Source organism: Dyella nitratireducens (assembly GCF_014642835.1).
Classification (GTDB): Bacteria; Pseudomonadota; Gammaproteobacteria; order Xanthomonadales; family Rhodanobacteraceae; genus Dyella_B; species Dyella_B nitratireducens.
Genome location: NZ_BMJA01000002.1, coordinates 1,115,899 through 1,138,837 on the forward strand (window position 1 = coordinate 1,115,899; position 22,939 = coordinate 1,138,837).

The 22,939-nt window shown below is 60.6% G+C and carries 14 protein-coding genes; 10 read left to right on the plus strand and 4 right to left on the minus strand.

The genetic code is table 11. The features are described from left to right. The first annotated feature begins 661 nt into the window (after window positions 1-661). From IEX75_RS15780 to IEX75_RS15790, 3 genes are all read left to right on the plus strand, one after another. Complete coding sequence (locus IEX75_RS15780; protein ID WP_188795322.1) at window positions 662-1,024, plus strand: YciI family protein; 363 nt, start codon at window positions 662-664, stop codon at window positions 1,022-1,024. Between the two features lie 405 nt (window positions 1,025-1,429). Continuing rightward, a complete protein-coding gene (locus IEX75_RS15785) occupies window positions 1,430-9,679 on the plus strand; it encodes a beta-1,3-glucanase family protein (RefSeq protein ID WP_229720870.1) in 8,250 nt (2,749 codons plus the stop codon). A 359-nt stretch (window positions 9,680-10,038) separates the two neighbouring features. After that, the gene (locus IEX75_RS15790) at window positions 10,039-11,433 is read left to right on the plus strand and encodes a serine hydrolase domain-containing protein (protein WP_188795326.1); all 1,395 of its coding nucleotides are present in this window, start codon (window positions 10,039-10,041) and stop codon (window positions 11,431-11,433) included. Here IEX75_RS15790 and IEX75_RS15795 read toward each other — a convergent pair. The 3 genes from IEX75_RS15795 to IEX75_RS15805 all read right to left on the minus strand — a co-directional run bounded on the left by IEX75_RS15795 (window position 11,426) and on the right by IEX75_RS15805 (window position 13,603). Next, entirely contained in the window at window positions 11,426-12,577 is a 1,152-nt protein-coding gene (locus IEX75_RS15795; protein ID WP_229720871.1) for a helix-turn-helix domain-containing protein, read from the minus strand. The two genes, IEX75_RS15790 and IEX75_RS15795, sit on opposite strands and share 8 nt — an antisense overlap. Window positions 12,578-12,707: 130 nt before the next feature. After that, window positions 12,708-13,433 carry a CerR family C-terminal domain-containing protein gene (locus IEX75_RS15800; protein WP_188795328.1) on the minus strand — a complete coding sequence of 242 codons (726 nt, stop codon included), beginning with the start codon at window positions 13,431-13,433 and terminating at the stop codon, window positions 12,708-12,710. Next, window positions 13,430-13,603, minus strand: a complete 174-nt coding sequence (locus IEX75_RS15805) for a hypothetical protein (RefSeq protein ID WP_188795330.1) — start codon at window positions 13,601-13,603, stop codon at window positions 13,430-13,432. Before IEX75_RS15805 ends, IEX75_RS15800 begins: the two co-directional genes overlap by 4 nt. Here IEX75_RS15805 and IEX75_RS15810 point away from each other — a divergent pair. From IEX75_RS15810 to IEX75_RS15820, 3 genes are read left to right on the plus strand one after another with little or no spacing between them, the layout of a single operon-like run. After that, window positions 13,602-14,729: an HlyD family secretion protein gene (locus IEX75_RS15810; protein ID WP_229720872.1), complete on the plus strand. Its 1,128-nt coding sequence runs from the start codon at window positions 13,602-13,604 to the stop codon at window positions 14,727-14,729. The genes IEX75_RS15805 and IEX75_RS15810 overlap by 2 nt on opposite strands. Continuing rightward, the gene (locus tag IEX75_RS15815) at window positions 14,722-16,302 is read left to right on the plus strand and encodes an MDR family MFS transporter (protein ID WP_188795334.1); all 1,581 of its coding nucleotides are present in this window, start codon (window positions 14,722-14,724) and stop codon (window positions 16,300-16,302) included. Before IEX75_RS15810 ends, IEX75_RS15815 begins: the two co-directional genes overlap by 8 nt. An 11-nt stretch (window positions 16,303-16,313) precedes the next feature. Beyond that, window positions 16,314-17,816, plus strand: coding sequence for an efflux transporter outer membrane subunit (locus IEX75_RS15820; protein WP_229720873.1), 1,503 nt, complete (start codon window positions 16,314-16,316; stop codon window positions 17,814-17,816). A gap of 945 nt (window positions 17,817-18,761) precedes the next feature. On the opposite strand, the gene IEX75_RS15825 is transcribed toward IEX75_RS15820, so the two are convergent. Continuing rightward, window positions 18,762-19,082, minus strand: coding sequence for a hypothetical protein (locus tag IEX75_RS15825; protein ID WP_188795336.1), 321 nt, complete (start codon window positions 19,080-19,082; stop codon window positions 18,762-18,764). Between IEX75_RS15825 and IEX75_RS15830 the strand changes: the two genes are divergently transcribed. The 4 genes from IEX75_RS15830 to IEX75_RS15845 all read left to right on the plus strand — a co-directional run bounded on the left by IEX75_RS15830 (window position 19,081) and on the right by IEX75_RS15845 (window position 22,934). Continuing rightward, window positions 19,081-19,692, plus strand: a complete 612-nt coding sequence (locus tag IEX75_RS15830) for an OmpA family protein (RefSeq protein WP_188795338.1) — start codon at window positions 19,081-19,083, stop codon at window positions 19,690-19,692. The genes IEX75_RS15825 and IEX75_RS15830 overlap by 2 nt on opposite strands. Before the next feature lie 187 nt (window positions 19,693-19,879). Next, the gene (locus tag IEX75_RS15835) at window positions 19,880-20,734 is read left to right on the plus strand and encodes a polyphosphate kinase 2 family protein (RefSeq protein WP_188795340.1); all 855 of its coding nucleotides are present in this window, start codon (window positions 19,880-19,882) and stop codon (window positions 20,732-20,734) included. Window positions 20,735-21,360: 626 nt separating this feature from the next. Further along, window positions 21,361-21,876, plus strand: a complete 516-nt coding sequence (locus IEX75_RS15840; RefSeq protein WP_188795342.1) for a cupredoxin domain-containing protein — start codon at window positions 21,361-21,363, stop codon at window positions 21,874-21,876. Continuing rightward, window positions 21,873-22,934, plus strand: a complete 1,062-nt coding sequence (locus IEX75_RS15845; protein WP_188795344.1) for a methyl-accepting chemotaxis protein — start codon at window positions 21,873-21,875, stop codon at window positions 22,932-22,934. Before IEX75_RS15840 ends, IEX75_RS15845 begins: the two co-directional genes overlap by 4 nt. Window positions 22,935-22,939 lie beyond the last annotated feature (5 nt).

Here is a 22,939-nt window from a genome sequence, read left to right on the forward strand (position 1 = left end):
CCCTACGTTTTGGTTATTTGCTGTAGTGCCCGCATTCGTGATGTTTTTCGGGACACAAAACCGCCCGTAAGCCACGGTTGTTTGCCATGGCTTTCCTGCACTGCTTTTCAGAGATATGTCGTCGACGTCCAACCACCGGGGCATGCCACAAGCGAGATCAGCGCCGCGCCACGCCTTACCTCAAACTCCCCTGGCATTGAACCTTTGATCGATCCAAGCCCTCGTGACAACGTTGGACTGGCCTGTCACGAGCGGGCCAATCATGGGGACACTGAAAACAGGATGTCAATAGGAATTTGCATCGATTCAAATCTGAATATCTCGTTGATGTGCAAGTAATTCGTCGACCTTCGATATTGCATGACAGCAAGGCAATTAGATCGATTCATATTTTTTATTGGGTTAGCGCGTGCTGCACCCGCAAAAAAGTCCGGTACGCCACGAATGGGCGAATGCCGCCGTGGCCGACTTGCCCTCTGGCGCAAAGGCGCCGGCATGACCGCCAGGACCACCCGTCACGAGCGAGTGCAGCGCGATGCGCGATGCCGCAGAACCTGTCGATTTGCACAAACCTGGTTCGTCGCACGGACAGGAGTGGGATCAGGCAGACCGACTTTCCGCGGCATCGCACTCCGTCACCCACTTTCAAGGAGATACAACGATGCGCTTTCTATCGATGGTACGGATCAACGAGAACTCGGGTTTGTTGCCAAGCCCGCAGCTGATGGCCGATATGGGCAAGCTGATGGAGGAACTGACCCGGGAAGGAAAACTGATTGACACCGCCGGACTCACGCCCACGGCGCAAGGTACGCGCGTCAGGCTGTCCGGCGGCAAATTGAGCGTGGCTGATGGTCCCTTCACCGAAGCCAAAGAGGTGATCGGTGGATATGCCTTGCTGGAAACGGCGTCTAAGGAAGAAGCCATCGAGCTCACCAAGCGCTTTCTGCGAGTGCATGGCGACGAATGGAACGTCGAATGCGAAGTGCGGCAGTTGATGACACCCGACGAAACCTGCGGGTAAGTAATGTCATGGGATGGCGGGAAGCCTTGTGGCAACACCCGTCATCCCAGTCTTGCGTTGCCGAAGAAAAACTTGCTTACGCCATACTGGCGAAAACTTGCAGTGTAATTTTTGTTTCAAAATTTAGACGTCTAAATGTGTAGTGCATCGCAGTACACGAATGCTTACCCGAAAGGGTGCGTAAAAAACTTCCTTTCCGCATTGCGGCGATCCTGAACAGCGCGGATGATTCGGCCACCTTCCCAGGGGTCACTCGGGACAGGTGCGTGGGCACAGGTTCTACGTAGGTTGGGGTGTAAACCCCAACGTCGAATGGTATGTCGGCATAAGTAGGTTGGGGTTCACACCTCAACCTACGCACTCGCTCGCGTGTGTCGGGCATCTGCATGTGCAAAGGGGACGACGGTGGGACTGAACACGTATTGGAAGTGGCTATTCGTGGTGCTGCTGGCCTCGCTGAGCGCCGGTTACGCAGCAGCCCAAGAGGTCGAACCGACGCTGCCCAGCTCGCAGCGACAGACGATCAATCTCGCTGCAGGCATTCCTCAGTACATCGGAAACGCAAGCGCGACGTCGAATGCACCGCAGAGCAACTGGTGGTTCGAGAACAGCAACAATTCGACCGCCTATTCAACGACGGGCTTCAACGAGAGCACCGATAGCACCGGCAATTGGATGCAAGTAGGCTTGCCCTACGACGCCAACGTCCCACGCACCTTCATCAACCAGACGTCCGGCGGCGGCCAAGGCTCGTTGACGGGCAACTTCAACTGGTACCGGCTGCACTTCAAGGTGGATCCGAAGTACGCAGGCCAGAAATTCCTGCTCAAACTTGAAGGTTCGCACACCGGTGTGCAGGTCTTTATCAACGGTACGCTGTTGCAGGGCGTCAGTGCGGTCGCTGCCGATTCGCAGGCGACGCACGTGGTGGGTTTCGTCCCGGTCATCGTCGACCTGACGCCGTACATCACCGCGGATGGCAAGACCGACAACGTCATCGCCATCGACGTGTCGCGTGGCGCTCCGTGGTATGAGCAACCCAACTTCTCCGGTGCGTTCCGCTTCGGCCAGGCGATGGCGGGCCTGTTCCGCAATGTGAAGCTGTACGTCACCAACCCGATTCACATTCCGCCGAACGTTTATTCGAATCAGAAGACCTGGGGTACCTACGTCGGCACGGTATCGGAGGTTCCCGCGGCACAAGGCACGGCGACGGCGGCTTCAGCTGTCGTCGACGTGCAAACCAATGTGGTGAACGAGACGTCGACGGCGCAGCAGGTGACGTTGACCACGCAAATCGTGGATGCCAAGGGCAACGTAGTGGTCACCGCGGCGCCGGTGACGCAGACCGTGCCGGCGATGACGGCCAGCACGTTCCCGTCCGGCGCCACGCCGATGTTCGATCAGAAGATCACGGTGCCCAATCCCACCTTGTGGTATCCGAACAACGCGACCTGCGGCACGCCGGCGGTGTTGTGCGGATCGCCGTATCTGTACAAGGTCTACCACATCGTCAGCGTCAACGGCGTCGTGGTCGATTCGACCGAGGACACGCTCGGCATTCGCACGATCACGTGGGATGCAAACTTCCCTTACTTCAACGGCCATGCCGTGTACATGTGGGGCGGCTCGGGCCGCTACGACTATCCGGGACTTGGTTCGTCGGTGCCTGACGAACAAGTGTGGCGCGACATGGCGCAACTGGCGGCGCAAGGCGGCAACGTCTATCGCCCTGGCCATTCGACCAGCAGCGCAGAGTTGGTGGCTGCCGCGGATGCCTACGGCATCATGATCGATCAGCCCAGCGGTGATGGCGAAGGCTACTGGAATGCCAGCTCCAATCCGACCGCGGACGATCAGCAGCTGAAGCAGGAACTGCATCGCGACATGATCATCCGCGATCGCAGCCATCCGTCCATTCTCGATTGGGAACGTGACAACGGCGGCATGAATACGACGCTTGCCGATGAGCTCGGAACCATCGAGACGACGTGGGACAACATCAATCCGCGCCAGAGCGCCGACCGTACCTTCAGTCCCTCGTTCGGCTACATCGATGAGTGCGACGGCGCTGGCTGCGAAGCCGGCAACAAGCAGCAGAACCCGAACAATCCGGCCTTTGGCGCCGAGTATTGGGACAACATGGGTACCGGCCGCGGCCTGGCTTACGACTATGAGCTGGCCTTTGCCGCACCGTATCTCGATGATTGGCGCAAGGGCAGGGCAGCCAATACCTTCGGCATGGCGCAGTGGTATTTCGCCGAATCGCCGGGTGAAGTGAGCCTGTGGGCGGAATATCAGAACCAGCCCAACATGGTGAACTTCGTGCGTTCGCTGGGTTATTCCGACACCGACGCCAATCGCTTCCCGCGCTTGCTCTACTACATCTATCAGGCCAACTGGATCCCCTATACCGTCCAGCCGGTGGTGCATCTGGCGCATCACTGGAACCGCGCGTACGAGTACACCGCAGGTACGCCGATTCAAGAGAATGCTTTCAGCAACTGCCCGTCGGTGCGCTTGCTGATCAATGGCAAGCCCAACGATCCGGTCACCGGCGCCTTGCTTGCGGACCAGGTGCCCAATCCGTGGAACATCAATTCCAGCGCAGATCTCTCGCAGAACAGCACGGTGATGCCGGGCCAGGTGCATTGGATGGTGAACTGGGCGGCTGGCACCGTCACCGCGCAATGCCTGGATGCAAACGGCAATCCGGTGGCGGGCGCGAGCGACACGCGCACGACGGCCGGTGCCGAAGCGAAGATCGTGCTCAGCGTCGTGCCTGACCTGACCAAGCCGGACGGTTCGAGTTTTCAGTGGACGGCCAATGGTTCGGATGCAGCCTTTGTGGTTGCCGAAGTGGAAGATGCCGACGGCAACATCGTGCCGACCGCAGCGGACAACGTGACGTTCGCCGTGACGGGGCCGGCCACCTATATGGGCGGCACGCAGCAGCTGGTGGCCGATCCGTCGTGGACCAGCTACTACCAGGACGCGTACTCGCAGGCCCACAGCACGGTAATTCAAGGTGTGCCGTATGCCTTCTTCCATTCGCCCGGCGATCCGGAACTGAACTTCGAAGGCGGCTTGCAGAAGATCGCGCTGCGCAGCACGTTTACAGCCGGCACCGTCACCGTGACGGCGACAGCGCCTGGGCTGGAAAGCGGCAGCGTGACGCTGAGTTCGGTGACACCGCCGGCTCCCGCGCAATCGCAGGCACCGGTCATCATTGTGCCGCCGGTGAATGAAGCAACGACATCGGGCTACCCGGCGACCTTCAGTGTGGTGGCTTCCGGTTCGGGCACGCTCAGCTATCAGTGGTCCGACGCGAGCGGCCCGATTGCCGGTGCCACCAGCGCGACGTACACCACGCCGGCAACGACGGCTGCCAACAACGGCGACACGTATACGGTGACGATCGGCAGCAGCTACGGCACGGTGACATCGACGCCGGTGACGCTCAGTGTCGATGCGCCCGCCAACGTGGTCATCACCACGCAACCGGCTGCACAAGCGGTCGTGGATGGTCAATCGGCCACGCTGTCGGTGGCGGTGACAGGTTCGCCTGCGATCACGTATCAGTGGTATCAGGTTGGCTCGGGTGCGATCGCCGGTGCCACCAGTGCGTCGTACACCACGCCGATCTTTACAGCGGCAGGAAGCACCACGTTCTATGTCGTGGTCACCAACGATCTTGGTTCGGTGCAATCCGCCAATGCGGTGGTGACGGTGGATGCAGCCACACCGGTGTCCTTCACCACGCAGCCGGCCAGCACCATCGTGCCGGTGAATGAGCCGGTGCAATTCACGGCCGTGGTGGCCGGGTCTGCACCGTTTAGCTACCAGTGGCAGTTCACGCCGCCGGGCGGCACCGCCACCATTCTTACCAGCGGCACGCAGCAGTCGAACACGCTCACGTATACGATCCCGGCCGTCAGCGTTGCGAATGTCGGTTCGTACGCGGTCACCGTGAACAATGCCGCCAGTGCGCCGGCTACCAGCAACGCGGCGAACATCACGCTTGCGCCGCCTGGCGTCAATCTGGCGCTGGATGCCGTTGCAACCGCCAGCAGTTCGCAGAATGCGTGCAACGATGGCACGACCAACCCGCCGTACTCGGGCACCAACTGCCTGGGTGCAGAGAATGCGGTCGACGGCAGTCTCTCAACGCGTTGGGGTTCGGCCACCGCCGGTGCACCGCCGACACCGGCTGTACCTGGCGTCGATCCCTCGTGGTTGCAGGTCGACCTGGGTTCGGTGCAGCCGTTCAATACGGTGGTGATCAACTGGGAGAACGCGTATGCGACTCAGTACCAGATCCTCTATAGCAACGATGGCAATGCTTGGCAGACGGCCTACAGCACCACCACCGGTGCGGGCGGCACGGAAACGCTCAGCTTCCCGACGGTAGCTGCGCGCTATGTCCGCCTCAACGGCACGCAGCGTGCAACGCAATACGGCTATTCGGTGTATGAGTTCCAGGTCTACAACGTGCCGCAATGCGGCGGCGCGTCGGAGCGCTACACCGTCAATGCATCCAACGCCAGCCTGGTGACGGACAACGTCACCGGCCTGACCTGGACCCGCACCGTGATGACGGATACCACGCCGGGTTCGCAGTTCACCGGCGTGAGTGCGCAGAACTATTGCGCGGGCATCAATATGCGTGTGCCCACGCAGTCGGAAGCGCACAGCATCAGCGGCGTCAACAATGCCACGTGCGCCTTCTCGGGCACCTGGAGCACGTGGACGTCGACGGTGGATCCGAACGATTCCAGCAAGACCGCCGTGGTGAACTTCGATGGCACCTCGGCTTACCAGGTCACCAACAACTATCCTGGTTCCACGCTGTGCACCTCCGGCACGGACGCGGGCGCTGCGCCCACCATTACGACGCAGCCCAGCAACCAGAGCGTTGCGCTGGGTCAGTCGGCAACCTTCAGCGTGGCGGCGACCGGTCTTGGTACCTTGAGTTACCAGTGGTCCAAGAACGGCACGGCCATCGCGGGCGCCACGTCGGCCAGCTACACGACGCCCGCCACGGCAGCGGCCGACAATGGCGCTGCCTTCAGCGTGGCTGTCGGTGACGTGTTCGGTTCGACCAACAGCAGCACTGCAACGCTCGCCGTGCAACAGAACAGCTGCACGGCCGCGCCGAGTGCACCGGGTACCTTGGTTGCAAACGCCAACAGCTCGGCTCAGGTGAGCTTGACGTGGGGTACCAGCACGGCGGGTAGCGCCTGCACGGTCAGCTACAACGTCTATCGCGGTACGGCTGCTGGGTTCACGCCTTCCAGCGCGAACCAGATCGCCACCACGGCCGGGACGACGTATTCGGATACGAGCGTGGCTGCGGCGGCGACGTATTACTACCTCGTGGAAGCCGGCGATGCGGCCGGTGCTTCTGCCGCCTCCAACACCGCGACGGCAACAACGCCCGTCTCCACCTGCACCACGAACTGCAGCAGTCCGGATGCGATTGCGATCAGTGCGGGTGGTCCTGGCGCCGGCAACTTCGCTGCCGATGAAGATTTCAACGGCGGTACGGCCTCGGGCAGCAATGCGACGATCAACATCAACGGCGTGACGAATCCTGCGCCGCAGTCGGTCTACCAGCATCAGCGCTTCGGCAACTTCACCTATACGCTGCCCGGCCTGACGGCGGGTACCAGCTACGTGGTGCGCCTGCACTTCGACGAGTTCTATTGGACGCAGGCAGGGCAGCGCGTGTTCAACGTGAGCATCAACGGCACGCAGGTGTTGACCAACTTCGATGTCCTCGCGGCAGCCGGTGGGCAGGACATCGCGATCGTCGAGCAGTTCTCGGCGACTGCGAATGCGCAAGGCCAGATCGTGATTCAGTTCGCCACGGTCAAGGACAATGCCGACGTCAGCGGCATCGAAGTCGAAAACGCGACGGCAACGAATACGCCGCCCAACGCACCGTCGAACCTGTCGGCAACGGTGGCGTCTTCCAGCCAGATCAACTTGAGCTGGACGGCCTCGCAGACCTCGGGCGTAACGTACTCGGTGTTCCGTAACGGCACGGCCGTGGCCCAGAACCTGACCACCAGCAGCTATAGCGACAGTGGCCTGACATCGTCGACCACGTACTCCTACACGGTGGTCGCGGTGGATTCGGTGGGTACGTCGATGTCCTCCAACACCGCCACCGCCACTACGTTCGATGTGGATTGCGTGTCGGGTTGCGGCTCGGATGTGCTGGCGATCAGCGCAGGTGGTGCTGCCTCGGGTGACTACGCTGCCGATGAGTACTTCAACGGTGGTGCGGCATCCGGCACGGGCTCGACGATCAATACCGCAGGCGTGACCAATCCTGCGCCGCAGTCGGTCTATCAGCACCAGCGTGTCGGCAACAACTTCACCTATACGTTGCCGGGTCTGACCGCAGGGGCGAGCTACATGGTACGCCTGCACTTCGCCGAGTTCTACTGGACCAAGGCAGGCCAGCGCGTGTTCAACGTGAGCATCAACGGTACGCAGGTGTTGAGCAACTTCGACATCGTCGCGACCGCGGGCGGCCAGGACATGGCGATCGTCGAGCCGTTCACGGCGACTGCGAATACGCAGGGCCAGATCGTGCTGCAGTTCACCACCGACACCGACAATGCCGAGATCAACGGCATCGAAGTGATCGCTCCGCCGCCCGGTTCGCCGAGCAGCGTTACCGCGACGGCCGTGTCCACCAGCCAGATCAACCTGAGCTGGACGGCCTCGGCGGCACCGGGTGTGGTGTACGACGTGTTCCGCAGTACGACGGCTGGTTTCACACCTTCCAGTGCCAATCAGATCGCGACGGTAAACGGCAGCAGCTATTCGGATACCGGCCTGGCCAACAACACGACGTACTACTACGTGGTCGAAGCTTCCAACGCGACGGGAACGTCGGCACCGGCTGCACAAGCCAGTGCGAGCACCTTGGCTATTCCGGCGGCACCGGCCAACCTGGCGGCAACGGTTGCCTCCTCCAGCGAGATCGACCTGAGCTGGACAGCCTCCGCAACGTCCGGCGTGACGTACACGGTGACGCGTAATGGCAGCGCCGTGGCGAGCGGCCTGACTGCGACCACGTACAGCGACACCGGCCTGACCGCTTCAACCACGTACACCTACGCCGTCGAGGCGGTGAACGCGGCCGGTACGTCGCCGGCTTCCGACAATGCCGTGGCGACGACATCGGCATCGGTCACGGTAACGACACCGGCCATCACCACATCGCCCACCAATCAATCGGTGACGATCGGGCGCACGGCCACGTTCTCGGTGGCGGCAAGCGGCAGCTCGCTGGCTTACCAGTGGTACAAGAACGGCACCGCCATCACGGGTGCCACCAGCGCGAGTTACACCACGCCGGGAACCACGTATGCGGACAACACCGCCAGCTTCACGGTGACGGTGACCAACGCTGCGGGCTCGGTGACATCGTCGGCGGCGACATTGAGCGTCAACCTGTCGCCCAGCTACACGGTCGTTCCGGGCTATATCGTCACGGACCTCAACAACAACACCAATGGTGCGTGGGCCGACAACCAGATCTATGTCGAGATTCTCGGCAACGATCCGGCGACCGGTGCGCTGTCATGGGTCAACTACGACGGCACGATCACAGCCGCCAGCGTGGCCGACAACACCGCGGCCAATGCACTGGTCGGTCCGAACGGGCAGACGTATCCCAACTACGCGTTCACGCTGGCCCAGGCCAATCATCAACTCAAGCTGCCGCCGATTACTTCCGGGCGCATCTACATCTCGGAAGGCAGCCCGCTGTACATGACGATCATGGCCGGCGCCAATGGCGGCAACGATGGCTACGCCGGACCGAATCCGCAAAACGCCACCGATCCGAACATCAACGTTCACTACGATTGGTATGAGTTCAACTACGCGGCGAACGGTGGGATCTTCATCAACACCACCCAGGTGAACCAGTTCGGCCTGCCGCTGCTGCTGGATGTGTGGGGCGCCAACGAGACCTACCACATGCAGGTAGGTATCAACGAGTCGATCGCCAATCTGGACCAGGAGTATGCCAACCAGACGCCGGCAGCTTTCCACACGCCTGCGCCGAGCAACCTGCGCATCCTGTCGCCGGCGGAAACCACCTTCAATGCCGGTGGCACCAACGGGAATTACTTCGATAGCTACATTGCCAGCGCGTGGTCGCAGTACAGCAGTTCGCCGGTGACGATTACCGTCAATGGCCGCAAGTTCTCCGGCACCGCTTCCGGCTCGACCTTGACCTTTACCGAGGTCAATCCGGCTGCGGCCAACGTCGGCGAAACCTTTGTCGTGCAGCAACCGTCCACGCAGGACATCTTGCTGTGCGCCGGGACGATGGCCTCGGGCGTGGCGGGAAGTTCGGCGCAGCAGCAGGATGAAAACGCGATCCAGCTGCAGTTGGAAAACCAGATCTGTGCAGCAACCAACCGTGGCGTTCTGCTGAATACGGCGAACTGGGCGACTGCTTCGGCCTACTACCCACCCTCGTCGCCCGCCAACTTCTATTCCTGGTTCTGGCACCAGCACTCGGTGAGCGGGTTGGCCTACGGCTTCTCGTACGACGACAACAACAACCAGAGCACGACGGTGACGACGCAACAGCCGGAACACATGGCGTTCGGCATTGGTTGGTAATGTGGTTGATGGGTCTCCCTTTCCCCGCTGGGGGGAAGGGTAGGGTGAGGGGGAATCTCGCGCGGTGAATGCCGCTGCAAGATTCAAAGGGCAAAAGTTTGCCTGCACCAGGCAAATTCCCTGCTTGCCCAACCCCTCACCCTAACCCTCTCCCAGCAGGGAGAGGGGACTGGATTCGTAGATTGGGGTGTAAACCCCAACATCGTGGTCCCGGTGAACATGGCAGTGTTGGGGTTTGCACCCCAACCTACGGGTGCTGGCGTCCGGAATGACGGTACAACCGTACGAATCCGCCGGACCGGACGAACGAATGGCTTTCGACCGGGATCCTGCAGTCTTTCCTGCCGGAGCCCAAGCCCATGAAGTTCGCCCGATACCTGCTGCTGAGTCTGCTCGTGCTGGTGCTTGCCGGTGTCGCCACCGTCGGGTTGAACCGCGATGCGCTGCACATCGGCGCCGCCTCGGTCAGCCAGTCGCTATGTGCGGCTGCCTTTGTGTCGCATGTCGATCCCGACCAGGTTTATGCAGAAGAACAGCGGCCGTTGATGAGTGGCATTGGCTGGGCGGTGCGCTACGCGGTTGACCGTTCGCGTCGCGAGGTGCGCAGCAACATCCTGGCCGTGTTCCGTGCCCGGTCGATATACCGCGATGGCATGGGCTGCATGCTCGTGCTCGGCGATGATCCGGTCCCTGAGACGAGTTTCCGCGAGCAGGCGGCATCCGACAGTTTCGGCCCACGGATCGTCACCCCGGAGAACCCGGCACTGCGTGCCGCACTCGATCAAGCCTTCGCCGAACCGGATCCGGCACACCCGCGGTTGACCAAGGCCGTGGTGGTGCTGCATGACGGCCAACTGATCGCCGAACGCTACGCCAAAGGTTACGGTCCGGAAACGCCGATCTGGGCGCATTCGGTGACCAAGTCGGTGACCCAGGCGCTGATCGGCATCCTCGTGCGTGAAGGGCAACTGCGCCTGGATCAACCTGCGCCGATTGCCGCCTGGGCATCGCCTGCCGATCCGCATCACGCCATTACGGTCAACCAGTTGCTGCGCATGGACAGCGGGCTGCCGTTCGATGAGACCAATGGTCCTGTCACGCTCGCTACCCACATGTGGTTCCGCGAGGCCGATACGGCTGCCTTTGCAGCGCGCACGCCGCTTGCGCATCCGCCGGGTACGGTCTGGGCTTACGGCAATCTCAGTTATGCATTGCTGTCGAAGCTGATCGGCCATGCCACTGGCGATACGGCCGCAGGTGCCGAAGCATTCGTGCGCGACGCATTGTTTGCGCCGCTGGGCATGCATCATTCGGTGATCGAGACCGACGAAAGCGGCACCTTGCTGGGCTCCGGTTTCATGTACGCCTCCGCGCGCGATCTCGCACGCTTTGGTCAGCTGTATCTGGATGATGGCGTTGTGAACGGCAAGCGCATTCTTCCGGAAGGATGGGCAGCCTATGCCCATTCGCAAACACTGGACACCGGCTACGGCGCCGGCTTCTGGACCAACCTCGTGAACAAGGGCAGCGTGCCGGTGTGGGATGCGCCATGGGGCATGCCGCAGTTGCCGAAAGACATGTTCTACGCACGCGGCGCTTTCGGCCAGGACATCATCATCGTGCCTTCCGAGCACCTGGTGGTCGTGAGGATGGGGCTGACCGTGCAGGGCGGCGGCACCGGTATCGGCGATGCGACGGCGGCGATCATTGCAGCCCTGCATCACACGACACACGCTGCGCTTGCCGTCAGGTGACGGGCGTGGCGGCGTGCTGCCGGCGGTAGCTGCTGGGTGTATCGCCTACCTGTTTTTTGAACGCGGCGTTGAACGTGGATTTGGACGTGAAGCCGCAGGCGTAGGCGAGGTCGAGAATGGTGCGCGACTCGGAAGGATCCGCCAGACGTGCGCGCACCGCCTCCACGCGCAAGCGATTGACGTAATCACAGAAGCTGCCGCCCAGCCGCCGATTGATCACGGCCGAAACGAGGTATTCCGGATAGCCGCTGCGCTTGGCCACCTGGCCGATGGTCAGCGCCGGCTCGAGGTAGAGTGGCGCATCGTTGTTCATCAGTTGAGCCAGGCGTGCTTCGACGTCCGCGAAGCGCGCCGTGTCGATCGCTGCTGTCGGTTCTTGCTCGCCCTGTTCGCGCCCAGGTTGCGAAGAGGATGCTGCTGGTCTTGCCTGCACCGGCGGCTGGCTCAGGCTGAACCAGCCCACCATCCACACCCATGCAGCCACCAGGCCGAACAGCAGGCCGTAATTGAGCAAAGGCACGTACACCAGCGCCTGCAGAATGGCCAAGCTCCAGATGGCGATCTGGAAGCCAGCCATCGCATCGATCCAGCGCAGCGACAAGCGGTCGGCATCGGAGCGCTGCTGGTGCAACTGCCGGCGATAGCTGCGCAACAGGGCCAACGCTGCCATCACGTAGGAAAGGCTGTAGAGAAACAGCGGCCCATCAAACCATAAACCGATGGTGCGTTCTCCGGCGATCCAGCGTGCCGACAGCGCCTGCAATTGCGTGTCGCTGGCAACGAAGACATAGCTGTTGAGCACCAGCATGACGATGAAGCCGGCCAGGTGCACTACATCACGCGGCCGAAATCGGCGTTCCTCGACCAACGCGCGCACGTAGAGATAGAACAAGCTGCCGTAGAGAAACGGGAAGAGCGCAACAAAGCGATAGGCGCGGAACCATTCTGACGACAGCAGATGCCAATACAGCGCTTTCACCGCCAGATCCACACCGGTCAGTGCCACCCAGATGGACAGCAAATGGTTGGCTGCCTGGTTTGCGGGGCGACGCCAAAGCGTCAAAGCGAGCAAGGCCGCCTGCACGGCGCCGGCGATGTAGACGAAGGTCCAGAACGTCATGGGAAAGCCAACGAACGTGTGCATCAGCCGTTCAGTGCGTAGGTTGGGTTGGCGCAGCGTAACCCAACCCATTGAGACAGGAACGTAGGTTGGGGTGAAAACCCCAACATTGCCATCTCGATCGAGTCCACGATGTTGGGGTTTGCACCCCAACCTACGCTGCGTCTTTGCGCATACCGGCTTCGTGCCAGCTCATCAACAACGTCCGCGTCTGCTCCTGCACCGAAGCCTTGATCATCGCGCTCTTGTTGGCGTCGATTTCCTTCCACTCAAGCAGTTCCAGGCAGGCGCCCGGTGGGTAGTAAAACGCGAGCACCAGGCCTTTCAGCGTGAGCATCCGGATACGCGTGATGGCATCGTCGGGGCGGGTATGCATGATGCGCGCAAGCAGCGTAAGCAGCAGCTTGTTGATCGGCTGCTTCATTTTTCGCTGCAGCATCTCCGAGGCAATCCTGGGTGATTCGCCGGCCAGTTCCCGCCCGACGAGGCGTCCCTTGGAGAGATGCGGTTGCGTCAGCACGCTATCCAGCGTCGTCGCCTGCATATGCATGTAGGCATCGATCAGCGCCTCGATGCCGGCGTTGTTTTTCAGCGCGTCCTTGGCGTGTTTCATGGACGGTGCGTAGCGAGCTTTCAGGTCATCGGTGATGTATTCGGCGCAGGCTTTGTAAAGGCCTTCCTTGTTTTCAAAGTAGTACTGCAGGGCCGGTGCGTTCACGCCGGCCGCCGCCGCGATGTCGCGCGTGGAAGCGTCCTTGAAGCCGTGTTCGCCGAACAGCTGGATGGCGGCGTCGATGATGCGCTGGCGGGTTTCGTCGCCACGTGCATATCCGCTGGCAGTCGAGCGACGAAGACGCTTGGTCGGAGAGCCTGCTTTCATATGCCAAGCACTCCGCGTTGCCCCTGGGTGGCCGCCATGCGACTGGCATATGAAAGCAGGCTCTGGGTCATTTCGATTCTCCACTCTCTGCCGATAAAGATAGCATTTGACAAAATTATACCGATTGGAATAAATTTTCCAGCTGGAATAATTTCAGGGTCGATGGGCATGCCTCCTTCCAATACCAGCGCATCGGGTGATGCGTCGAATGGTGCTGCGCCGCGCCGGAAAGCGCCGCGGTTTCTGCTGCCGATCTGCATTCTGCTGGCGATCGCAGGGCTGGTGGCGCTGGTCTACTGGTGGGTTGTCGGGCGCTTTATCCAGAGCACCGATGATGCCTACCTGCAGGCCGACAGCGTCACGGTGGCGCCCAAGGTCAGCGGTTATGTCACCGACGTCTACGTGGGCGATAACGCGACGGTCAAGGCAGGCGACGCATTGGTGCGGCTCGATAGCCGCCAGTACCAGGCGGCGCTCGATCAGGCCACTGCCACGGTCGATGCACGCCAGGCGGATATCGCGCGTGCGCAGGCGGGTATCCAGCAACAGCAGGCCGCCATCGAACAGGCCAGGGCACAGCTGCAAGTTGCGCAAGTCAGTTCAAAGCATGCGGAAGATGAAGTACGCCGCTACGGTCCGCTGGCGAAGACCGGTGCGGAGAGCGGCGACCAGTTGTCGGTGCTGATCAGCAATCGTGACCAGGCGCGAGCCACGCTAGCCGCCGACAAGGCTGCGTTGGATCAGGCGCAGGCGCGCGTTGCCGATCTCAATGCGCAGATTGCGCAAGCACGCGCGCAACTGGAGGCTGCGCAGGCATCCGCCAAGCAGTCGCAGCTGGATCTGCAAGATACGTTGATACGCAGCTCGCTGAATGGCCGTGTCGGCGACCGCACCGTGCGCGTGGGGCAGTATGCGCAGCCGGGTACGCGCCTGATGACGGTGGTGCCGGTGCAGAGCATCTATCTCACCGCCAACTTCAAGGAAACGCAGATCGGGCGCATGCGCGCCGGCCAGCCGGCCACGGTGCATGTGGACGCTTTGCCCGATGCGGACCTGCATGGCGTGGTCGACAGCTTCGCGCCGGGCACCGGTTCGCAGTTCGCGTTGCTGCCACCGGAAAACGCCACCGGCAACTTCACCAAGATCGTGCAGCGTGTGCCGGTGCGCATTCGCATCCATACGGATGAGCAGACGCGCAAACGGCTAGTCCCCGGTTTGTCTGTCACGGTGGACGTGGATACGCGTTCGGAAGGCGACATCCCGCAACCGGCCTTGGTGGACAGCCAGCATGGCTGAGACCACCGCCACGCCGGCGCATCATCCGGAGCGCGCCACCGTCGCGGACTGGATTGCGGTGGCGGCAGGTTCGCTCGGCGCGTTGATGGCGACGCTGGATATCTCGATCACCAACTCGGCCCTGCCGCAAATCCAGGGTGAAATCGGCGCCACCGGCACCGAAGGCACGTGGATCTCGACCGGCTACCTGATGTCGGAAATCGTGATCATCCCGCTCGCGGCGTGGCTCACGCGCGTATTCGGCTTGCGCAATTTTTTGCTCGGTTGCGCAGTGCTGTTCATTCTGTTTTCGATGATGTGCGGCATGTCGCACACGCTGATCGTGATGATCATCGGCCGCATCGGGCAGGGCTTTACCGGCGGCGCGATGATCCCCACGGCGCAGACCATCATCCGCACTCGCTTGCCGATGTCGCAATTGCCGATCGGCATGACGGCGTTCGGCTTGATCGTGCTGCTTGGTCCGCTGCTGGGTCCCGTGCTCGGCGGCTGGCTGACGGAGAACATCAGCTGGAGCTGGTGCTTCTTCATCAACCTGCCGGTATGTATCGGCTTGATCACTTTGCTGATTGCCGGGCTGCCATCGGCGCCGTTGCATCTTGAGGCGCTAAGGCAGGCCGACTGGCTGGGCATCGTGGGGTTGTCGGCCGGCCTGAGTTCGTTGACCGTCGTGCTCGAGGAAGGACAGCGCGAGCAGTGGTTCCAGTCCAGCACGATCGTCTGGCTCAGCGTGGTATCGCTGCTGGGCATGGTGCTGATCGCCATCTCGCAATTCACCGCCAAGCGGCCGGTGATGCGTTTGAGCCTGCTCAGCAATCCACGCTATGCCAGCGTGATTTTCATTGTGTTGGTCGTCGGTGCGGCGCTGTACGGTGTCATCTACCTGATTCCGCAGTTCCTCGGCCTGATCTCCGGCTATAACGCAGAGCAATCCGGCTGGGTGATGCTGGTGTCCGGCGTGCCGGCGTTCCTGATGATGCCGATCCTGCCGCGCCTGCTTGGCAAGATGGATTACCGTGTTCTCGTCATCAGCGGCCTGTTGTGCTTTTTCGGCAGTTGCATGTTGGATATCCATCTGACGGCGCAAAGTGTCGGCCACGATTTCTTCTGGTCGCAGCTGGTGCGTGGCGCTGGGCAGATGCTGGCGATGATGCCGCTGAACCAGGCGTCGATGGCGGCGGTGTCGCGTGAGGATTCGGGCGATGCGGCCGGCATCTACAACATGGCGCGCAATCTCGGTGGTTCGATTGGCCTGGCGATCATCGGTACGGTCATCGATCGGCGCAACACGTTTCATGTCGCGTCGATCCGCGAATCGCTTACAGCCAATTCGGTACTCGGCCAGGAACGCATCGCCGCCAGCACCGCGAATTGGTTCGCGCGCACCGGTGACATGGCGTATTCCAAGATGCAGGCGCTGGGCCAGCTTGCCGGGCAAATTCAGCAACAGGCCCTGGTCATGACGTTTTCGGAAGTGTTTTACCTGTTAGGAATCGCCTTGCTGTGCTGCGTGCCGCTTGCGTTGTTGCTCAGAACGCCGCGCCATCACGCGCCGGCCAGCGAGGCTCATTAAGGATGCTTGTCATGTCGATGTTTCCCTCGCGCTATGCACGCATCTCCTGCGCGGCGCTGTTGACGGCAGCGGCCGGACTTTCCGGCTGCACGGTAGGGCCTGATTATCACGGCGCGCCGGACGTCGCTCACGGTGCGGTGCAGGCGAGTGAGTTCGTGCGTACACCGGCAGCCGGCGTCACCACGGTCGGGCATGTGCCAAGCCGTTGGTGGGAATCGCTGGGCGATCCACAGTTGGATGCGCTGATCGATGCCGCGCTGAAAAATAACCCGGACTTGCATGCCGCCCAGGCACGCTTGCGCCAGTCGCGTGCGCAGCTGCAGCAGCAACGCGCGGCGGACATGCCGAAAGTGTCGGCCGATGCCGTGGCGCTGCGCATGCGCGAGCCGGATCTGTCCAGTCTGCAGACATCACAGCAGTCTTCCAACAGCACGCCATCAAACGGGCAAAGCACAAGTACGTCGCACGGGCGCGGTCCGCTGCAGTTCTATAGCGCAGGATTCGATGCGTCCTGGGAGATCGACCTGTTCGGCGGCACACGCCGCGCCATCGAGGCGGCATCGGCACAGGCCGAGGCGGTCGATGCGGATCTGGCCGATACACAGGTCTCGTTGGGGGCGGAAGTCGCGCAGGCCTATATCGATTTGCGCAGCCAGCAACAACGTCTGCGATTGGCCAACCAATCCGCACAGTTGGAGCAGCAAACGCTGGATCTCATTCGCCAGCAACGCGCGCGTGGCGTGGTGACGGATGCCGATGTCGAGCGGCAGACTACACAGGTGGAAAACACCAGAGCCAACCTGATTCCACTGGATGAGCAGATCACCGAATCGCTCGATCAGCTTGCGGTGCTGACCGGCCAGGCGCCTGGCGCTCTGGATAGCGAACTCGCTTCGCCCGTGCCGTTACCTGTCATGCCGGCATCCGTACCCGTCGACGATCCGGCCGCCGTATTGAAGCGGCGCCCGGATATCCGCGCCGCCGAACGCCGCCTTGCTGCCAGCAATGCACAGATCGGTCAGCACGAAGCCGATCTGTTTCCCAAGATCACGATGTTGGGCTTTATCGGCTCCAACGCCAGCGATCCGGGCCATTTGACACGCAAGAGCGCCTTGACCTGGCTTGGTGCGCCTTACCTGCAATGGGACGTGCTGGACTTCGGGCGCACGCGCGGCAGCATTCGCCAGGCGGAAGCAAGCCGGGACGAGGCCACGGCGCGGTATACACAAACCGTGCTTGCAGCGCTGCAGGATGCCAATAACGCACTGTCGCGTTATGGCCACCAGCGTGAGAGCGTGACGCGCCTGCAACAGATCGAGGTTTCCGCCGATCACTCCGCCGATTTGATGCGCCAACGCTACGATGCGGGTGCATCGTCGCTGATCGATCTGCTGGATACGCAGCGCGTGCAATTCAGTGCGCAGCAGAACCTGGTGCAGGGCAGGGCAGATCTGCTCAAGGATTTTGTATCGCTGCAAAAGAGCCTTGGACTCGGCTGGGCTTCCGCGCAGTAACCGCGCAAGGCGATGTCAATGCAGACAGCGCAAAGTCGGAGCATCGTCCGACTTTGCGCTGCCGATCATGCCTGTTGTGATGCTCAGTCCGATTCCGTGAACTGAATCGACGGCGTTGACCCGCCGTTCGTGCTGCATGAGCCAAGGTTCAAGTTGTTGGTTTCTCCCGTTGTGCCTGCGTTGGAGAGGCAGGTTGGCGCGTTGGTATTGCTTTCACGCAGGATTTGAACTGATGCGCAGTTTATTGGAGCAGTGCAAATTGAATGCAAGGTTCTCGTAAGCCTTGTTCTTCATGCAGGCACACATTTACCGTCCACGTTATTGCTGTTTCGGGGCGAGTCGTCATTCCGGCTTTCGTCCACTGCTGTCCGGGGAAGTTTTTAGCTTGCCGGATCGGCCCCCTCCCCTACGTGTAGTAGGGGAGGGTTGGGGTGGGGTGAAGCAACCTCGCCAGAGATTCCATCATGTTTCTTATCCATTCCCGCGTAGCGGGAAGCGAGCTTCGCTCGCCTCACCCCACCCCAGCCCTCCCCTGCAAGCAGGGGAGGGGGCATTTCCGGTTCACTCGTGGATATCGCGTTGAACAAACTTTTTTAAGTCGTTTGCTGCGCGAATCATGCAAAGGTGTTGCCCCTTAAGTGCTCGCTACTTTTTCCGCAAAATTTCCCCGGACAGCAGTGGGCGAAGGCCGGAATCCATGCTTCGTACGTGCCATGGATTCCGGCCTTCGCCGGAATGACGTCAAGGTAACCTGAAAGATCACTCTTAACTTGGGAGGCTTTCTGATTTTGCCGGAAACAAGCAACTCATCAGCCAGGCAACTGGCAAGCGCGCCCAAAAACAATAAAGAGTGATGCTTCAAACATAGCCTCCATTAAGTTTCAGTCAGTGAATTGACCCTTTTCGACGTGTTGATCGAGATCAAGTTCACGCCATGGCAACACATCACGCTGCAAAGTCGGAACGGCAACCGTTCACGCCATAGTGTTTGTGGGTGATGTATTTGATTTCTATATCGTTCTGCTTCAATTCGCATCGATCGGCGAGCGACAACAGTGGCTGCCTTGCGCAAAGCCGGCTTCCCGCCGCCTGGCCGCGCATGAAGATCAGACCTCCGCCATGGCATCTGTCTGCCGGATGGTGGAGTACCACGCCAGTGTCGGCCAAAGTTTCCCTGATCTCCAAAAAAGCCGCATCACTACGCGGTAGAAAGGCTTTTCTCCGGCGAAGCCGTTTGTCCATTTCATCGAGGAGGATTTCTTCCATGCGCTCCTATCAACGTTTTGCTTGTGCAAGCCTGAGTGTGCTGGCCATCGGGCTCGGCGGATGCCAGGGCTATGTCAAGAAAGCCGATTTCGACGCGGCCATCAATGATCTGCGTTCCACGCAACAGAAGCAGCAGCAGGAAATCGACGGCCTGACCCAGCAGATGCAACAGAAGTTCGCCCAATACGATGCAAAGATTGCGGAGATGAATGGGCGTATTCGCGTCGACACGGTTTCCCACTTCGCCTTCAACAGCTCCTCGCTGCGCGATGAAGACAAACCGATGCTCGATGATTTCGCCAAGATCATGTCCAAGAACTATCCGCAGGCCGTGATCACCGTAGAAGGCTTTGCCGATTCCGCAGGTGGCAAGGCCTATAACTACCGGCTCGCGCATAAACGTGCGGATGCCGTGCGCGATTATCTGGTGAGCGCTGGCATGTCGTCTGACCAGCTACATTCGGTCAGTTATGGCAAGGCGACCAATCGCCAGGTGCTGAAGGGCAAATCGGGCGATGACGGGCAACCAAACCGTCGCGTGAGTCTGGTGGTGGATTTCGCCGGCACCGAGGCGCAAGCGCAGCAGTCACAGGCAGCGCCGCAAGGATAGTCACAGGTCAACGCTTGATTGCATCGGCTGCTTATCACGCGCAAGCAAAGGCTTGCGCGTGACTGACCCGAAGCCGCGCAAACAAACCTTGCGCGGCTTCACTTTGGCGATGCGCTGATTTATTCGACATCGCCGACCAACCCATCCCACAATGCTGGCCGTGACATTCGGCCGCAAGGAGATGGTTATGGGCTACCGCGAAGAATTCATCATGCACCCCGGCGCGAAGCTGCACCTCGATCGTATCGACCCTTCTTATAAGGGCAAGCAGGAATCGCATGAGAAGGCGGCGCCGCTCATTGCCGAATCGCTCGCGCAGATGGGGCGATTGCAAGAACTGCTTTACGCTGATGCGAGCCAGTCGTTGCTCATCGTGCTCCAAGGGCTTGATGCGGCCGGCAAGGATGGCGTCGTTCGGCATCTTTTTACCGGAATGAATCCTCAAGGGACGCGGGTCTTCAGCTTCAAGCAACCCAGTACGGAAGAGCGCGCACATGATTTTCTCTGGCGGGTTCATCAACACGCGCCGGGCCGCGGCGAGGTCGTTGTTTACAATCGATCGCACTACGAAGATGTGCTGGTTGTACGCGTACACGAGTTGGTGCCGCGCAAGGTATGGTCGAAACGTTACGAGCTGATCAACGATTTCGAGAACATGCTGGCAAAAAATGGCACGCGCATCCTGAAGTTCTATTTGCATATCAGCCCCGAGGAGCAGCTTGAGCGCTTCAAGCAGCGGCTCGATGATCCTGCGCGGCAGTGGAAGATCAGCGAGAGTGACTATTCCGAACGCTTGCTCTGGCCCAAATATACGGAGGCCTATGAGGAAGCGATTGAGCGCACCAGCACGAAGACCGCACCGTGGTTCGTCGTTCCGGCCAACCACAAGTGGTTCCGCGATCTGGCGATCTCGCAAATCGTTGCTGACGCGATGAGCGGAATGAATTTGAAGACGCCGCCGCCACGCATCGACCTGGCGGCAATCCGCAAGAAATATCACGCCGCTGCAGAGAAGGGTAGGCGGAAAAATGCGTGGGCGTGACGATGGTTTTGCAAAAAGATGACACGTTTGCAGATGGCTAAAAAAAAGCTGACATGGTCATGATTGATCTGTGCGCTTTATAGAAAGCACCTATCACTTCTATCCGAATAATCAATTAGACGAATTATAGGCCGGCTGTCCTAATAGCACGGCTACGGGGCTTAAAGGACAGGCCTTGGTGTGTCACCCGCGCGGGAACAGCATGTCTGGGTCGTGGGAAGTCTTGCGGATGTAGCGACAGCGCGATTCTGTGCTGATCGCTAGTGACCTGACGTGTGCCGTTCGCGTTCGGCAAGTTGGAGTGGGGTAATGCCGAGGTGGTCATGCCATTGACCACTCGTTTCCATGCGTCATGCGTGCGATTTTTCTGCCGGGTTTGCCTGCGATGGACAGCCGGTGAGGGTGCCTTGCGCGCAGTGCCGCATGAATCTTCAAAACAATGCAAAGGGGTAGCATTGATGTCAACGATTCGTCGATCTGCGGCATGGTGGTGTGCCTGTTTGGCCTGGGCGCTTCTGCCATCGGCATCTTATGCGTCAGGCTCATCAGCGGCGGAACTGTCGTCCGAAGTAACCGGGCGCGTGGTTCTGTCTGCCGGGCCCGGTCAGCATGTGGATGCCAGCGACATGCCTAATACCTTGGTGTACTTCGTCCCGGCGAAAGGGCGTGTGCACGTCAAGCCTGGCCATTTCTCCATCTACACCGTCAATCATGATTTCCGTCCGGCGGCGATGGCGGTTCCGTTGGGAAGCACGGTGACGTTTACCAATCTGGATGAGTTGCTGCATAACCTTTATTCGGCAACGCCCAGCTCGACCTTCGATTTTCAATTCCAGGCATCGGGGCAATCGATATCGCATTCGTTTACGCATGCAGGCCTGGTGCTGATCGGCTGCAGCGTGCACCGCTCGATGGAACTGGATTTGGTGGTCGTGCCGACGCCCTACGTATCGCAAGTAAGTGCAGACGGTCACTTCGTGCTGCATGGGTTACCTAGGGGACCTGGTCAGCTCTACTTCTGGAATCCTCGCGTTGGTCTTGTTCCATCGAACGTGAGCGCGCCTGCCTCGGATCTGACGCAATCGTTGGTGGCGACCAAACCTGCGGTGGCGACCGAGCTCAATGCGGGGCAGATCCGATGAAGCCCTCTCTTGGTTTTTTGCTTCGCGGGATGCTCGCCGTCGTCGTGCTGACACTGGCAGCAGCCCTCAGTGCCAAGGCCTTCCTCAAGCAAGCGGCGAACAGCAGCGAATTGGAACGGTTGCAGCAAACCGGATTGATCGAGCAGGAACTGCAGAAATCCGAGTTCGAACAACTGGCGCTGCGGGCGCAGATGTTGGCGTCGGATCGCGATTTCGTCGAATACGTCACCCAGTCGCTGACGCCCAATCCGGCGCGGGGAGGCGCGATCGACAAACTGTCGATCACGGATCTCCTGGGCGAGCGTCGGCAAGGTTATGACGTAGCCATGGTGTTGGATGCGCAAGGGCAGCTCGTGAGCCAATCGGGTGTGTTGGCGGAGCGCAGTGACAGCATCGCGAGCGATCCGTTGGTCACGCAAACCATCAAGGGCGGCGCACCTTCCCAAGGCGCGTGGTTCCAGGATGGCGTGCTGTACTGGGTAGTGGTATCGCCTTTGACTCAAGCCAATGCACTGAAAGGTTTGCTTGTCACCGCGAACCAGGCCAATCACTTGTTTTCGCAACGGGTTGCCGGATTGTCGCGCAGCGATGTGGTGCTGATGACGTCACCCTCCACCGTCGCGGCTTTCAGCGGCGGCGTGGATGTGCCTTCGCAGAATGTGTTGAGCGCGCACGGTGCCGATGTGATGGCATTGGCACGCAGCGGAGGAGGGGCACTCGTCGTTCGTGATGGCCAACGGGACGTCCAGACGTGGGTGACACCGGTGCGTGTGTCTGGCCTTGACCTTGCCATGGTGGCGCTGGATATGGCCGATGACCATGCGTTCGCGCAGAGCGAGTTGTTGCTGGTCGGCAGCATCGTCCTGTTCGGCGTGATCGTGGCACTCCTGGTCGTCACGCAATGGTGGCGTACCTGGCGACCACTCGATCAGATTCTCGATGTGCTTGATCGCGCTGCGCAAGGCGATCACACCCTGGTTCTTCGCGTTCGAGGAAGCGCGCTCGTGACGCGTATTGGCGAGAGCTTCAACCGCATACTCAATCCCAACCGCTCGTGACACCA